Origin of the sequence: Arthrobacter sp. FW306-06-A, assembly GCF_021870055.1 — a bacterium.
Lineage (GTDB): Bacteria > Actinomycetota > Actinomycetes > Actinomycetales > Micrococcaceae > Arthrobacter.
In genome coordinates, this window is the sequence record NZ_CP084552.1 from 2581747 (window position 1) to 2596708 (window position 14962).

The window sequence follows — 14962 nt, forward strand, 5'->3', positions numbered from 1 at the left end:
GTCCTAGGCCTCCACTTTTTCAACCACGACGGCGGGTTCGGAAAGGTCAGCCGGTTCAGCCGCCAGATCCACGGTCAGGGTCTCGCCCTTGACCAATTCGGCGTTGGCCAACAAGGCATCCACCACGTTCTGCCCTGCTTTGACGGTGGTCCGGATCCGGTCGCTCACGTTGAGCCCTGCATCCTTCCGGGCCTGCTGGATGGCGCGGACCATGTCGCGGGCCAGGCCTTCGGCTTCAAGCTCCGGGGTAACTTCCGTGTTCAGCACCACGAACCCGCCGCCGGGCAGCACGGCGACAGCTGCCGAACCGCCGTCGGACTCCGCCACCACCGTCTCCAGCGTGTACTCCTGGGGCTCCAACTGAAGGCCGCCCGCGGTGACAACACCGCTTTCGTCCACCGACCAGTCGCCGGACTTGGAGCCCTTGATGGCCACCTGGACGTTCTTGCCCAGGCGCGGGCCTGCGGCGCGGGCGTTAACCACCAGCTTCTGCTGGATGCCGAACTCCTCCGGGGAGGCCGTGGCGGCGTCCAGCAGGCGGACGGACCGGAGGTTGAGTTCATCGGCGACGACGGCGGCAAAGCCTTCCAGGGCGTCTGCGCCGGGTGCCACCACGGTGAGTTCCTGCAGCGGCAGCCGGACCCGAAGGTTGGCTGCCTTGCGGAGCGAGGAGCCGGTGGAGCAGATCTGCTGGACCCGGTCCATGGCTTCCACCAGTGACGGGTTCGCCGGGAAGAGGTCCGCATCCGGCCAGTCGGCAAGGTGCACGGACCGGCCGCCGGTCAGGCCGCGCCAGATCTCTTCCGAGACCAGCGGCAGCAGCGATGCCGCGGCCCGGGTAACGGTCTCCAGGGCGGTGAACAGCGCATCGAAGGCGTCCTGGTCCTCGTCGAAGAACCGCTGCCGGCTGCGGCGGACGTACCAATTGGTCAGCATGTCCAGGTAGCTGCGCAGCGAGTCGCAGGCACCGGAGATGTCGTACGTGTCCAGCTGCGCGGTCATGCTGCGCACCAGGTCGCCGGTGTTGGCCAACAGGTACTGGTCCAGGGTGTCCCGGTAGCCCTCGTAGCGCAGGTTCGCGTCATAGCCGGCACCGCCGTTCGCGGCGTTCGTGTACAGGGTGAAGAAGCTGTACACGTTCCACAGCGGCAGGATGACCTGGCGGACGCCGTCGCGGATGCCCTGCTCGGTGACGATCAGGTTGCCGCCGCGGAGGATGGGGCTGGACATGAGGAACCAGCGCATGGCGTCCGAGCCGTCGCGGTCCAGGACCTCGGAAACGTCGGGGTAGTTGCGCAGGCTCTTGGACATCTTCTGGCCGTCGGAGCCCAGCACAATGCCGTGGCTGATGACGTTCCGGAAGGCGGGACGGTCGAACAGCGCCGTGGACAGGATGTGCAGCATGTAGAACCAGCCGCGGGTCTGGCCGATGTACTCCACAATGAAGTCAGCCGGGTTGTGCGTGTTGAACCAGGCTTCGTTCTCGAACGGGTAGTGCACCTGGCCGTACGGCATGGAGCCGGAGTCGAACCAGACGTCCAGGACGTCCTCCACGCGGCGCATCACGGACTGGCCCTCTTCGGGGGTGCGGGGGTCGTCCGGGTTGGGCCGCGTGAGTTCATCGATGAACGGGCGGTGCAGGTCCACCTGGCCGTCCTTGTTCAGGGGCAGCCGGCCGAAGTCCGCCTCGATCTCCGCAAGGGAGCCGTAGACGTCGGTGCGCGGGTACTCGGGGTCCGTGGACTGCCACACGGGGATGGGGCTGCCCCAGAACCGGTTGCGGCTGATGGACCAGTCGCGGGCGTTTTCCAACCACTTGCCGAACTGGCCGTCCTTGACGTTGTCGGGGATCCAGTTGATCTCCTGGTTCAGTTCGGACATCCGGTCCTTGAACTTGGTGACCTCCACGTACCAGGAGGACACGGCGCGGTAGATCAGCGGGTTCCGGCAGCGCCAGCAGTGCGGGTAGCTGTGCTCGTAGCTGGCCTGGCGGACCAGGCGGCCCTGGGCGCGGAGCACCTGGGTGATGGGCTTGTTGGCCTCGAAGACCTGCAGGCCGACGATGTCGTGCAGGTCGCCGTGCTTGAACAGCGGCAGGAACTTGGCGCCCTCGTCCACGGAGAGCACCACGGGGATGCCTGCCTCCTCGCACACCTTCTGGTCGTCTTCGCCGTAGGCGGGCGCCTGGTGGACGATGCCGGTACCGTCGGTGGTGGTCACGTAGTCGGCCACCACGAAGCGCCAGGCGTCCTCCATGCCGTACTTCTCGTTGTCGGCGAAGTCGTCCCAGAGCCGCTGGTACTCCAGGCCTTCCAGTTCGGCGCCGGTGTGGGTGGACACGACTGCGGCTTCCGCAGCTTCGAAGCTGTCGTAGCCCAGGTCCTTGGCGTAGCTGCCCAGCAGGTCGGCTGCGAGCAGGAAGCTGCCATTGACGGGGGCGTCGGCAGAGGCGGCCTTGATGCCGTTGGGCCCGGCGGGCAGCACGGCGTAGGTGATGGAAGGCCCGACGGCGAGCGCGGCGTTGGTGGGCAGTGTCCAGGGGGTGGTGGTCCAGGCGAGGGCCTGCACGCCGGCAAGCTCCTTGGAAAGCTCCGACTCCCCCGCAAGGATGGGGAACGTGACGGTGACGGTCTGGTCCTGCCGGTTCTTGTAGACATCGTCATCCATGCGCAGCTCATGGTTGGACAGCGGTGTTTCGTCCTTCCAGCAGTACGGAAGGACGCGGTAGCCGTTGTAGGTCAGGCCCTTGTCGTGGAGCTGTTTGAAGGCCCAGAGGACTGATTCCATGTACTCGACGTTGAGTGTCTTGTAGTCGTTGTCGAAGTCCACCCAGCGGGCCTGGCGGGTGACGTAGCTGCGCCATTCGTCGGCGTACTTCATCACGGACGCACGGCAGGCATCGTTGAACTTGTCGATGCCCATGGCTTCGATCTGCGTCTTGTCCGTCATGCCCAGCTGCTTCATGGCTTCAAGCTCGGCGGGCAGGCCGTGGGTGTCCCAGCCGAACCGGCGTTCGACGCGCTTGCCGCGCTGGGTCTGGTAGCGGCCCACCAGGTCCTTGGCGTAGCCGGTCAGGAGGTGGCCGTAGTGGGGCAGGCCGTTGGCGAAGGGCGGCCCGTCGTAGAACACGAACTCGTTGCTGCCCGGCTCGCCGCCGGGAACGTCGGCGCTGCGCTGGTCGATGCTGGCCTGGAAGGTGCCGTCCTGGTCCCAGTACTTCAGGATGCGCTCTTCGATCTCCGGAAACTTCACGGAGGCGGATACGCCGGCGCTGCCGTTGGGGGAAGTGCTGGAGGCTGAGGCCTTGGGGTAAAACGTCATGTTCGACATCCTGGGTTGAGCGTGGTGAACCCCCGGCAGGGCCGGACGTTCCGTTCAGGATGCGAGGACGGCTGCCGTGCCGTCCCGAAGACGTCACGCCCACCGCGGTACCACCTCACTTACCGGCGCTGCGTGTTCCGTGAGGAACACCTGCCGCTCCGGCCTCTCATTACTGCTGTGACGGGCTTACCCGTCCGGTTCTACTGACGCGATGTGCCTTGGAGGCAGCGGCCGCGGGTTCTTCCGGAAGCTCACCGGTGATTGCCGGGTCATAACCATTGAAAAGTCTACTATCGCCGCAGCTCCAGTGCCATTCAGAGGGCCGGGGCGGGACAGGCCTTCCCGCCCGAAGCCCTTCCTGCCCGCTCAGCCCTTCCGGATGAGCTTGTAGTTGGCGGCCTGCGCCACCGGCCGGATGACGATCTGGTCCAGGTTGACGTGGTGCGGGACCGTCACCGCGTACCGGACGACGTCGGCCACATCCTCCGCCGTCAAGGGCTTCTCCACGCCCTGGTACACCTTGCCGGCGGCCTGCGGGTCCCCCAGGCGGTTCAGGGCGAACTCCTCGGTCTGCACCAGTCCCGGCGCCACCTCGATGACCCGGAGGTTGTGCTCTGCTTCCTCAAGCCGGAGGGCGTTGGTGAGGGCGTGCTGGCCGAACTTGGCGGCGTTGTAGCCACCGCCGCCCTCGTATGCATCCAGACCGGCGGTGGAAGTCAGGTTCAGCACCGTTCCTTCCCCGGTGGCCCGCAGCATCGGCAGGAAGGCCCGGGTGAGCTTCATGGTGCCCAGGACGTTGACGCGGTACATCCACTCCCAGTCCGCCGTGCTGGCGTCGGCCACCTTGTCGGCGCCGCGGGCGCCGCCGGCGATGTTGATCAGTGTGTCGATGCCGCCCGCCTCGGTGACCCGCGCGAGCAGCCGGGACACGTCGTCGTCCTCTGCAATGTCCGCGGGAATTGCGATGGCGCCTGTTTCGCTTTCCAGGGCCGCCAGGCGCTCTGCGCGGCGTGCCACGGCGAAGACCGTCCACCCGTCGGCGCGCAGCGCACGCACTGCTGCCTCCCCGATTCCGCTGCTCGCTCCGGTTACCAGTGCTGCCTTTTTCTGCAAGTCCTCAGTCATGGCACCACCCTAGCGGGATCAGCCGGGTGGCCGTCCCAGGAGGTAATCAAGCAGGACCCTGGCATCGTTTTCCTCTGTATTGCGGGCAGCGTAGAGGAGGGTGACGCGGGAGTGGCGGGCGGCCAGCACCAGCAGGGTCTCCACTGCCGGATTGGAGTCCAGTTCCAGCCGGTAGCGTGCGCTGAAATCGGCGAACCGCTCCGGGCGGTGGTTGAACTCCTTGCGCAGTTCCTTGGAGGGCGCAACGTCCTTGAGCCAGAGGTCGACGGCGGCACTTTCCTTGGGCACCCCACGGGGCCAGAGCCGGTCCACCAGCACCCGGAAGCCATCGTCGATCGCCGGCTGCTCGTAGATGCGCTTTACTCGAAACGTGCCCTGAATATCGCCCATACGGCGCATGCTACCCCCGCCCGTGCCCCGCCGGGTGGTGCGGGTTGGGTGGGATGGAAGCCGGCATGAAAGAATTGCCCAATGGCTGAAGACACGCAGGGTACAGACACGCCCACCACCGCCCCCATCAACGTCCCGGACAAGCCGGCCCTCGAAGGCCTCGAAACCGCGCTCACCCAGCGCTGGCTGGCCGAGGGAACCTACAAGTTCAACCCCGACACCACCCGGGAGCAGGTCTACTCGATCGACACTCCCCCGCCCACCGCGTCGGGATCCCTGCATGTGGGGCACATGTTCTCCTTCACCCAGACGGACGTCCAGGCCCGCTACATGCGCATGACCGGCAAGAACGTCTTCTACCCCATGGGCTGGGACGACAACGGACTGCCGACGGAACGCCGCGTGCAGAACTACTACGGCGTCCGCTGCGATCCCGCCATCCCCTACAACGCGGACTACCGGCCTCCGGCACAGCCTGCCAAGAACCAGCGCGATTTCGACGTTGTGTCGCGCCAGAACTTCATCGAACTGTGCGAGGAACTGGCTGTCGAGGACGAGAAAGTCTTCGAGAACCTGTTCCAGACCCTGGGCCTGTCCGTGGACTGGGACCTGACCTACCGCACCATCGATGACACCTCCCGGGCAGTGTCCCAGCGCGCCTTCCTGGCCAACCTGGCCGCCGGCGACGCCTACATGGCCGAAGCGCCCACGCTGTGGGATGTCACCTTCCGGACGGCCGTCGCGCAGGCCGAGCTGGAGGACCGCGAGGTTCCCGGCGCCTACTACCGCTACCCCTTCTTTACCGAAGACGGGGACAAGGTCTTCATCGAAACCACCCGCCCGGAGCTGCTGGCTGCCTGTGCCGCGCTGGTGGCAAACCCCGACGACGAGCGGTACCAGCCGCTGTTCGGCAAGACGGTGAAGTCCCCCCTCTTCGGCGTCGAGCTCGAAGTCAAGGCCCACCCGCTGGCCAAGGCGGACAAGGGTTCCGGCATCGCCATGGTGTGCACCTTCGGTGACCTCACAGACGTCACCTGGTGGCGGGAACTGCAGCTTCCCACGCGCGCCATCATGGGCCGCGACGGCCGTATCATCGGCGAGACCCCGGACTGGATCACCAGCGAGGCCGGCAAGCAGGCGTACGCGGCGATCGCCGGCAAGACTGCCTTCTCCGCCAAGGAAGCCGTGGTGGAACTACTCAAGGAAGCGGACCTCCTGGACGGGGAACCGAAGAAGATCACCCACCCGGTGAATTTCTTCGAGAAGGGCGACAAGCCCCTGGAAGTGGTCACGTCCCGGCAGTGGTACATCCGCAACGGCGGGCGCGACGAAGAACGCCGCGAACGGCTTATCGGCCGGGGCAAGGAGATCGACTTCCACCCGTCGTTCATGCGCTCCCGCTACGAAAACTGGATCGCCGGCCTGAACGGTGACTGGCTGGTTTCCCGCCAGCGCTTCTTTGGCGTCCCCATTCCGGTGTGGTACCCGCTCGATGCACAGGGCAACCCGGACTACGACAACCCCATCCTGCCCTCCGACGACCTGCTGCCCGTGGACCCCGCGGCCGACGTCGCCCCCGGCTTCGACGAGGCACAGCGCGACCAGCCCAACGGCTTCACGGGTGACGCGGATGTCCTGGACACGTGGGCCACGTCCTCCCTGACCCCGCAGATCGTGGGCGGGTGGAGCCGGGACGAGGACCTGTTTGCCAAGGTCTTCCCCTTCGATCTCCGCCCCCAGGGCCACGACATCATCCGCACCTGGCTGTTCTCCTCCGTGGTCCGCGGTGATGCACTCCAGAAGTGCGCGCCCTGGAAGCACGCGGCCATTTCCGGCTGGATCCTGGACCCGGACCGCAAAAAGATGTCCAAGTCCAAAGGCAACGTGGTGGTCCCCACTGATGTCCTGAACGAGTACGGCTCCGACGCAGTCCGCTACTGGGCTGCCTCGGCGCGGCTCGGCGCCGACACCGCCTACGAGATCGCCCAGATGAAGATCGGGCGCCGCCTGGCCATCAAGCTGCTGAATGCCTCCAAGTTCGTGCTGAACCTCGGCGCCACGGAGAACTCTGTGCTGTCGGGCGACCTCGGTGTCCTGACCAATCCCTTGGACCGCGCACTGCTGGCCCAGCTGGCCGACGTCGTGGCCCAGTCCACCAAGGCGTTCGACAACTACGACTACGCCCGCGCCCTGCAGCTCACGGAGTCATTCTTCTGGCAGTTCACGGACGACTATGTGGAGCTGATTAAGGACCGCGCGTACGGGGCTGCGGGCGAAGCGGAGCAGGCATCCGTGCTTGCCGCCCTGGCCACCACCCTGGACACCCTGCTGCGGCTGTTCGCACCGTTCCTGCCCTTCGCAACGGAGGAAGTGTGGAGCTGGTGGCGCAACGGGTCCGTCCACCGGGCCGCGTGGCCGGCAGCGCTGGAGATCCCCGGTGGGGACACCACCATGTTGGCGACGGTGGGCGTGGCCCTCAGCGGTGTCCGCAAGGCCAAGTCCGAGGCAAAGGTAAAGCAGCGCACCGAAGTGCTGTCCGCCACGATCACTGCCCCGGAGGTGCTGACGGCACAGCTGCAAGCCGGGCTGGCTGATTTGAAGGCGGCGTCCAACGCCCGGGAAATCACCCTGGTGGTGGGAGAGGGTGACCTCGCCGTGACCGATGTTGCCCTCGCTCCGAGCGACGAGCCCGCCAAGGCCTGATCCCGGGCACGCCTGGTCCCGGACACCCCGGGTTCCAGACACAGGGGAAGCCCCATCAGCGTGTTGCCGTTGGTGGGGCTTCGACTGTTTCGACCATCCGGTGACGTGCTCTGATGGTCTGGCAGGATCCGCTGATCTTCAGGTCTTACTACACCGTCACTGGTAGCTGCATTCAACTTTGCCGATGGCTGCGTCAAACTACATATCACTGAATCTTTGGTTCCTGCGTCCCCTTCTTTCGAAGTGGTAAGGACAATTGTTCTCCCGCCCCGGTCCACGTGCAAGGGCCCCGGGAAAACTACATATTGGTAGTTTTCCCGGGGCCCTTGGCGTCCCGGTTCGGCGGCCCGAAGCTGGTCAGGCAGTCCTGGGCGTCAGTGGAATTCGGGGCTTTCCGTGCGGCTGCGCTTCAGCTCAAAGAAGTGAGGGTAGGCGGCGATCGTGGTAGTGGCGTCCCAGATCCTGCCGGCTTCCTCGCCCCGGGGTATGCGGGTCAGGACAGGGCCAAAGAATGCGGTTCCATTGAAGGCGACCACGGGGGTGCCGACGTCCTGGCCCACCAGCGAAATGCCTTCCTCGTGGCTGGCCCGGAGCAGCTGGTCGTAAGCGTCGGTGTTGGCTGCGTCAGCAAGGGAAGCCGGGAGACCGCAGTCGGCAAGGGCCTTGGAAATGACCGCCGTCCGGTCCTTTTCACCCTGGTTGTGGATCAGGGTGCCCATGGCGTCATAGAGCGGTTTGATGAACTGCGGCCCGTGTTCTTCCCTGGCGGCGATGATCACGCGGACCATGCCCCAGGCGTTGTCCATGGACTCGCGGTAACCGGGGTCCAGGTCCCGTCCCTCATTCAGGACGGCCAGGCTCATCACGTGCCACTCGGTCTCGATGTCGCGGACGGTTTCGACCTCGCCAATCCACCGGGAGGTGACCCAGGCAAACGGGCACAGGGGGTCAAACCAGAAATCGGCCTTGTTCTTGGCAGGTGAAGTCATGAAGGTCCTCTCGGTCAGGCAGATTTACGGCGCTTGGCCACGTGCGGAATCATGGTGGGCTCGGCTCCCCGCAGGACCACGTCTTCAGTGATTACCACGCTGGCAACGTCCTCGCGGCTGGGAAGATCGAACATTACGGGAAGCAGGACCTCTTCGAGGATGGCCCGGAGGCCGCGGGCACCGGTGCCGCGCTCCAGGGCCTGGTCCGCGATCGCGTCCAGGGCGGTGTCATCAAAGACCAGTTCCACGCCGTCGATCTGGAACATCTTCTGGTACTGCTTCACCAAGGCGTTCTTGGGGGTGGAAAGAATCTGGATCAGGGCGTCCCGGTCCAGGTTGGACACGGTGGTGATCACCGGGAGCCTGCCGATGAATTCGGGGATCAGTCCGAATTTCAGCAGGTCCTCCGGCATGACCTCGCCGTAGGAGTCCACCTTCTTGCTGGCCTCGTTGAGCGGGGCACCAAAACCAATGCCCTTGCGGCCGGAACGGGACCCGATGATCTCCTCCAGGCCTGCGAAGGCGCCGGCCACGATGAACAGGACGTTGGTGGTGTCGATCTGGATGAATTCCTGGTGCGGGTGCTTCCGTCCACCCTGCGGCGGAACGGAGGCCACTGTGCCCTCCAGGATCTTCAGGAGCGCCTGCTGCACACCCTCACCGGAGACGTCACGGGTGATGGAGGGGTTCTCGCTCTTGCGCGAGATCTTGTCGATCTCATCGATGTAGATGATGCCCTGTTCGGCCTTCTTGACGTCGTAGTCCGCGGCCTGGATGAGTTTGAGGAGGATGTTCTCCACGTCCTCACCCACATAGCCGGCCTCAGTCAGTGCGGTGGCGTCCGCCACGGCGAAAGGAACGTTGAGCCGCCGCGCAAGGGTCTGGGCGAGGTAGGTCTTGCCACAGCCCGTGGGGCCGATGAGGAGGATGTTGGACTTGGCGATTTCGACGTCGTCGTGGTGGCCGCCCTCCCCCAGGCTCCCGGACTTTGGCGCATGGCCTGCCTGGATCCGCTTGTAGTGGTTGTAGACCGCGACGGCGAGGGAGCGCTTGGCAGGCTCCTGGCCGATGACGTATTCCTGGAGGAAGTCGAAGATTTCACGCGGCTTGGGCAATTCGAAGCTGCCCAGATCGGCGACCTCAGCCAGCTCCTCTTCGATGATTTCGTTGCACAACTCGATGCATTCATCGCAGATGTAGACACCGGGCCCGGCAATGAGCTTGCGCACCTGCTTCTGGCTCTTTCCACAGAAAGAGCACTTCAGCAGATCCGTGCTCTCGCCAATCCGAGCCATATGTGAACCCCTTAGTATCCTGCTGCCAGGCAGCCCTGCACCATTGCTGAAATCTTCCGGGCCAGCGAGGACCGGTTTGTGACACCATCCACTCTAGGTCACATTCGGCCCCAAGGGTGGAAAGAAAAGGCCGGTGCGGCCAAATGAACTGGCCGCACCGGCTTTCCGTACTGCTACCTGGTGATCGCCTGGGGCTTGATCTTGCGGGAATCAAGCACCTGGTCGATGAGGCCGTATGCCTGGGCCTCGTCGGCGGTGAGGATCTTGTCGCGTTCGATGTCATTGTTGACCTGCTCCGACGTACGGCCGGAGTGCTGTGCCAAGGTGTCCTCAAGCCAGGAGCGCATGCGCATGACCTCGGCTGCCTGGATCTCCAGGTCGGATGCCTGCCCGCCCTGGCCGCCGGACAGCGCGGGCTGGTGGATCAGGACGCGGGCGTTGGGCAGGGCAAGCCGCTTGCCGGGGGTGCCGGCCGCGAGCAGGACTGCAGCGGCGCTGGCGGCCTGGCCCAGGCAGACAGTCTGGATCTCCGGGCGGATGTACTGCATGGTGTCGTAGATGGCCGTCATGGCCGTGAACGAACCGCCCGGGGAGTTGATGTAGAGGGTGATGTCGCGGTCCGGGTCCGTGGACTCCAGGACCAGCAGCTGCGCCATGATGTCGTCAGCGGAAGCATCGTCCACCTGCACGCCGAGGAAGATGATGCGGTCCTCGAAGAGTTTGGTGTACGGGTCCTGGCGCTTGAAGCCATAGGGGGTGCGTTCCTCGAACTGCGGCAGTACGTAGCGGCTGGACGGAAGATTGCCGGCTGACCACCCGAAGTTGTAGTTCATTGTTTTTGCTCCTGATCGAAAGGGTTCTGGATGCCGGTTAGCTCTGGGAGGCGGATTCGCCGGAGGAACCGTTCGAGGTTCCGCCGCCGCCTGACACGGAGCCGGCGTGCGCGGCGATCTTGTCGAAGAAGCCGTACTCGAGGGCCTCGGTGGCGGTGAACCACTTGTCGCGGTCGTTGTCCTTGAGGATGGTTTCAACGGTCTGGCCGGTCTGCTCAGCGGTCAGTTCCGCCATGACCTTCTTCATGTGCAGGATGAGCTCGGCCTGGATCTTGATGTCCGAAGCCGTGCCGCCGATGCCACCGGAGGGCTGGTGCATCAGGACGCGGGCGTTGGGGGTGGCGTAGCGCTTGCCCTTGGTGCCCGAGGAGAGCAGGAACTGGCCCATGGACGCGGCCAGGCCGGTGGCGACGGTGACGACGTCGTTGGGGATGAACTGCATCGTGTCGTAAATGGCCATGCCTGCCGTGACGGAGCCGCCGGGCGAGTTGATGTAGAGGTAGATGTCCTTTTCCGGGTTCTCGGCCGAGAGCAGGAGCAGCTGCGAGCAGATCGCGTTGGCGTTGTCGTCACGCACCTCCGAGCCCAGCCAGATGATCCGCTCCTTGAGAAGGCGGTTGTAAATGTAGTTGTCCTGGGCTGCAGGATCGACGGTCGCCATCCGGGGGGCCTCTGAGTGCTGTGACATGTTTACTTACCTCTCACTGGTGACGGTGACATCACTGAAAATCACTACTTGGACACTAACCGGTTTCCCCGGTGTTTTGTTCGCGCACCGACGGCTGTTCGCTGACGGCGCACGATCGTCGAATCCGCAGTGTGTTGTTACAGCTCCAACGCGAACGGCCCCCGGATCGGAACGATCCAGGGGCCGTGCTGCGGGTCCGGTGAGGACTAGGCCTTGGCCTCTGCGGTGGCGTCCTCAGCTTCGACAGCCTCGGTCTCAGCGGCGTCAGCTTCGATGGCGTCAGCGTCGGCTGCATCGGCTGCGGGAACTTCCTCGCCGCCGGGGCGGACGAAGTCGCTCAGGTCCACTGCCTTGCCCTCGGTGTCGGTCACCGTGGCCTGGCCGAGGACGACGGCCAGCGCCTTGCGGCGGCGAACCTCGGAGACCATCATGGGCACCTGGCCGCTCTGATCGATGATCTGGGCGAACTGGTTGGGGTCCATGCCGTACTGGCTGGCGGTGGTGACGATGTAGTCGATCAGCTCGTTCTGGCTGACGTTGACTTCTTCCTTCTCCGCGATGGCGTCGAGGATGATTTCGTTCTGGAAGGCGCGGGCCGTGTTGGCGCGGACCTCTTCGCGGTGCTCCTCGGTGTCGTGCTCGCCGTCTCCGTGGCCGTTGCCCTCCTGGAAGTGCGCTTCGAGCTGCTCTTCGACGACGGAATCCGGAACGGGAACCTCAACGAGCTCCACCAGCTTGTCCAGGACCTTGTCGCGGGCCTCAACGCCCTGCTCCACGATCTTGGAGTCAGCAGCCTGCTTGGCGAGGTCTTCGCGCAGCTCGGCGAGGGTGTCGAACTCGGAAGCCAGCTGGGCGAAGTCATCGTTCGCCTCGGGCAGTTCGCGTTCCTTGACGGCCTTGACCACTACCTTGACCTGGGCTGCTTCGCCGGCGTGGTCGCCGCCCACCAGCGTGGTGTCAAAGATGGCGTCCTCATCGGCGCTCAGGCCGGTAACGGCCTCGTCCATGCCCTCGAGCATGGTGCCGGCGCCAACCTGGTAGGACAGGCCGGCAGCGGAGTCGACCTCTTCGCCGTCGATGGTGGCGGTGATGTCGATGGTGAGGAAGTCGCCGTCAGCAGCGGGGCGGTCGACGGACTTTAGGGTGCCGAAGCGGCCGCGAAGTTCGTCGAGGGCCTTGTCCACGTCGGCTTCGGAGGATTCGGCAGCCGCAACCTGGACCTCGATGCCGGAGTAGTCCGGGAGTTCGATTTCGGGGCGGACGTCAACCTCGGCGGCGAACTTCAGGCCGCCGTCGGTTGCTGAGGGATCGGGCACCTCGGTGATCTCCACCTCGGGACGGCTCAGGGGACGGATGCCGGACTCCTGCACGGCAGCCTGGTACCAGCCGTTAAGGCCCTCGTTAATCGCGGTCTCCAGGACGTAGCCGCGGCCGACGCGCTGGTCGATAAGCTTGGCGGGAACCTTGCCCTTGCGGAACCCGGGGACCTGGATCTGCGAGGCAACAGTCTTGTAGGCCGAGTCGATGCTGGGCTTCAGTTCCTCAAAGGGGACCTCAACATTGAGCTTGACCCGCGTGGGGGTGAGGTTCTCGACAGCGCTCTTCACGGTCTAAGTACTCCTGGGTTGTGGGATGGGTTTCTGCAAACGCATTGGATGTCCAGGCCGACTGGTCCTGGCCGCAGAGTCGGGGTGACAGGATTTGAACCTGCGACTTCCTGCTCCCAAAGCAGGCGCTCTAGCCAAGCTGAGCTACACCCCGTAAGTGCACAGGCAAGTCTACGGTGATACGCGTCGGGATTGCACATTTGACACGTAGGCCATGGATTAGGTTTAGTTGTATCCGGCTTGAACAGCCAGCCCGGAGTTTCCGCGAAAAACGGATCTTCCTTCGGGGACGTAGCTTAATGGTAAAGCCTCAGTCTTCCAAACTGATTACGCGGGTTCGATTCCCGTCGTCCCCTCCATGAAAAGGGACCCCTGCAGAGGGGTCCCTTTTCGTTTTAAGCCGTGTCGCGAACCGTCATGGGGCATTTTGACGGCGCATCAGCAGTAATTCCCGACGGCGGGCGGCGTGTCCGTGCCAAAGTGCCCCGCGAAGGCGCGGCCCAGGCAGGCTGGCCTACTCCTGCGGCTGCTGGCAGAACGGGCACCAGTAGAGGTTCCGTCCGGCCAGCTCGGCAATCAGCACGACAGTGCGGCACACCCGGCACGGCAGGCCCTGCCGCTTGTAGACGAAATGGACGTCGTCACCGTGCGGGAAGCCGGCGCTCTTGGCTGGCACGGGCACGCCTGCCGCGGCTGCCTTGGCTGCAGTGGTGCCATCGAGCGTCCAGTACTTGGGCGGGGTGGTGATGATCCGCCCGTCCGCCACCCCGTCGGTCATGACGGCGACGATGTCCCGCCAGAGCTTCCGGGCGTCGCCGTCCGGCACCACGCTTCCGGGGAGCCACGGGTCCAGGCGGCGGCGGAACAGGACTTCCGCCCGGTAGACGTTCCCGACGCCGGCAATCACCTTCTGGTCCATGAGCAGGGCTGCGAGCGGGGTCTTCCTGGATCGAAGCTTCGCGGCGAACCGGCCGGCGTCACCGCGCAGGTTCCGCAGCGGGTCGGGCCCCAGCCGTGCCAGCACCGCATCCGCATCCGCTGCGGTGATGGTTTCACAGGTAGTGGCACCGCGAAGGTCCGCCCAGCCGTGCCTTCCGGCGAGCCTGACGCGCACGGCCCCGACGGGTGCCGGCGGCCCGGCGTAAGGTGCGCTGCCGTCGTCGTCCGGGTCCCCGAAGGCCTCCTGCTCCCCCACCCGCCTGGGGGCGCCGATGCTGGAGGCACCGGTGAAGGTGCTGTCGCCGCCGAAGCTCCAGGCGCCGTACAGTCCCAGGTGGACGTGCAGCACCAGCGAGTTGTCGAAATGCAGGAACAGGTGCTTGCCGTGTGCCTCGGCGGCGACCATGGTGCGGCCGTCCAGCAGCGCCGCTCCCCCGCTGAACCTGCCCTGCGGACTGGACACGGCCAGGGCCTGGCCGGTGAAGACATCACCGAACTGCCGGGCGAGCCTGCGGACGGAATGGCCTTCAGGCACTACTCGATGACCTCGCCGGTTGCCTCGAACACTGCGATCTTTTCGATCCTGCGGATGTGGCGTTCATCGTTGCTGAACGGTTCGGCCAGGAATGCCTCGACCAGTTCGGTGGCTTCTTCCACCGTGTGCTGGCGGCCGCCCAGGGCCACCACGTTGGCATCGTTGTGCTCGCGGGCCAGGGTTGCAGTGGAGAGGTTCCAGGCGAGGGCGGCGCGGATGCCCCTGACCTTGTTGGCGGCGATCTGTTCGCCGTTGCCGGAGCCGCCCAGCACGATGCCCAGGGCGTGGATGCCGGCCTCCCGGTCCGCTACTACGGCAAGGGCCGCGTTGATGCAGAAGGACGGGTAGTCGTCCTGGGCGTCGTAGACCTTGGGCCCGTGGTCCACCACCTCGTACCCCTTCCCGGTCAGGTGGGACACCAGGTGGGCGCTGAGCTCCATGCCTGCGTGGTCGGTGGCAATGTGGACCCGCGGGAAGGCAGGGGTTGTGGTCACGTGCTAAGTCCGTTCATTTCGTGGGGCTGGCAGGCCGCCGGTG

At 65.2% G+C, this 14962-nt stretch carries 11 protein-coding genes and 2 tRNA genes; 2 read left to right on the forward strand and 11 right to left on the reverse strand.

Features of this window, described 5'->3' with window-relative positions:
* Positions 1-3 precede the first annotated feature (3 nt).
* The 3 genes from ileS to LFT49_RS11920 form a co-directional block, all read right to left on the reverse strand.
* On the reverse strand, positions 4-3321 hold the full coding sequence (gene ileS / locus LFT49_RS11910; protein WP_237428314.1) for an isoleucine--tRNA ligase: 3318 nt from the start codon (positions 3319-3321) through the stop codon (positions 4-6).
* 366 nt (positions 3322-3687) lie between these two features.
* Entirely contained in the window at positions 3688-4446 is a 759-nt protein-coding gene (locus LFT49_RS11915; RefSeq protein WP_236798596.1) for an SDR family oxidoreductase, read from the reverse strand.
* Between the two features lie 18 nt (positions 4447-4464).
* Positions 4465-4845, reverse strand: a complete 381-nt coding sequence (locus LFT49_RS11920) for a DUF488 domain-containing protein (protein ID WP_442863707.1) — start codon at positions 4843-4845, stop codon at positions 4465-4467.
* 72 nt (positions 4846-4917) lie between these two features.
* On the opposite strand from LFT49_RS11920, the gene valS reads away from it, so the two are divergent.
* The gene (valS, locus tag LFT49_RS11925) at positions 4918-7539 is read left to right on the forward strand and encodes a valine--tRNA ligase (RefSeq protein WP_237428316.1); all 2622 of its coding nucleotides are present in this window, start codon (positions 4918-4920) and stop codon (positions 7537-7539) included.
* Positions 7540-7913: 374 nt separating this feature from the next.
* Here valS and LFT49_RS11930 read toward each other — a convergent pair whose 3' ends face one another.
* The 6 genes from LFT49_RS11930 to LFT49_RS11955 form a co-directional block, all read right to left on the reverse strand.
* Positions 7914-8528 carry a mycothiol-dependent nitroreductase Rv2466c family protein gene (locus LFT49_RS11930; RefSeq protein WP_236798599.1) on the reverse strand — a complete coding sequence of 205 codons (615 nt, stop codon included), beginning with the start codon at positions 8526-8528 and terminating at the stop codon, positions 7914-7916.
* Positions 8529-8542: 14 nt separating this feature from the next.
* Entirely contained in the window at positions 8543-9823 is a 1281-nt protein-coding gene (gene clpX / locus LFT49_RS11935; protein ID WP_236819783.1) for an ATP-dependent Clp protease ATP-binding subunit ClpX, read from the reverse strand.
* Positions 9824-9996: 173 nt separating this feature from the next.
* On the reverse strand, positions 9997-10656 hold the full coding sequence (locus LFT49_RS11940; protein WP_138606612.1) for an ATP-dependent Clp protease proteolytic subunit: 660 nt from the start codon (positions 10654-10656) through the stop codon (positions 9997-9999).
* 37 nt (positions 10657-10693) lie between these two features.
* Positions 10694-11317, reverse strand: a complete 624-nt coding sequence (locus tag LFT49_RS11945) for an ATP-dependent Clp protease proteolytic subunit (protein WP_272910838.1) — start codon at positions 11315-11317, stop codon at positions 10694-10696.
* A gap of 233 nt (positions 11318-11550) precedes the next feature.
* Positions 11551-12951, reverse strand: a complete 1401-nt coding sequence (gene tig, locus LFT49_RS11950) for a trigger factor (RefSeq protein WP_236819797.1) — start codon at positions 12949-12951, stop codon at positions 11551-11553.
* 79 nt (positions 12952-13030) lie between these two features.
* Positions 13031-13105: transfer RNA gene (locus LFT49_RS11955), tRNA-Pro, on the reverse strand.
* 131 nt (positions 13106-13236) lie between these two features.
* Between LFT49_RS11955 and LFT49_RS11960 the strand changes: the two genes are divergently transcribed.
* Positions 13237-13310: transfer RNA gene (locus LFT49_RS11960), tRNA-Gly, on the forward strand.
* A gap of 155 nt (positions 13311-13465) precedes the next feature.
* On the opposite strand, the gene LFT49_RS11965 is transcribed toward LFT49_RS11960, so the two are convergent.
* Together LFT49_RS11965 and LFT49_RS11970 are read right to left on the reverse strand one after the other, a co-directional pair.
* On the reverse strand, positions 13466-14425 hold the full coding sequence (locus LFT49_RS11965; RefSeq protein WP_237428317.1) for an Fpg/Nei family DNA glycosylase: 960 nt from the start codon (positions 14423-14425) through the stop codon (positions 13466-13468).
* A complete protein-coding gene (locus tag LFT49_RS11970; protein ID WP_236798604.1) occupies positions 14425-14919 on the reverse strand; it encodes a ribose-5-phosphate isomerase in 495 nt (164 codons plus the stop codon). The genes LFT49_RS11965 and LFT49_RS11970 overlap by 1 nt, the downstream gene beginning before the upstream one ends.
* Positions 14920-14962: the final 43 nt, after the last annotated feature.

Bases quoted from the DNA above. Each gene is read 5' to 3' on its own strand.
- ileS (WP_237428314.1), bottom strand. From the start codon at position 3,321: ATGACGTTTTACCCCAAGGCCTCAGCCTCCAGCACTTCCCCCAACGGC.
- LFT49_RS11915 (WP_236798596.1), bottom strand. From the start codon at position 4,446: ATGACTGAGGACTTGCAGAAAAAGGCAGCACTGGTAACCGGAGCGAGC.
- LFT49_RS11920 (WP_442863707.1), bottom strand. From the start codon at position 4,845: ATGCGCCGTATGGGCGATATTCAGGGCACGTTTCGAGTAAAGCGCATC.
- valS (WP_237428316.1), top strand. From the start codon at position 4,918: ATGGCTGAAGACACGCAGGGTACAGACACGCCCACCACCGCCCCCATC.
- LFT49_RS11930 (WP_236798599.1), bottom strand. From the start codon at position 8,528: ATGACTTCACCTGCCAAGAACAAGGCCGATTTCTGGTTTGACCCCCTG.
- clpX (WP_236819783.1), bottom strand. From the start codon at position 9,823: ATGGCTCGGATTGGCGAGAGCACGGATCTGCTGAAGTGCTCTTTCTGT.
- LFT49_RS11940 (WP_138606612.1), bottom strand. From the start codon at position 10,656: ATGAACTACAACTTCGGGTGGTCAGCCGGCAATCTTCCGTCCAGCCGC.
- LFT49_RS11945 (WP_272910838.1), bottom strand. From the start codon at position 11,317: ATGGCGACCGTCGATCCTGCAGCCCAGGACAACTACATTTACAACCGC.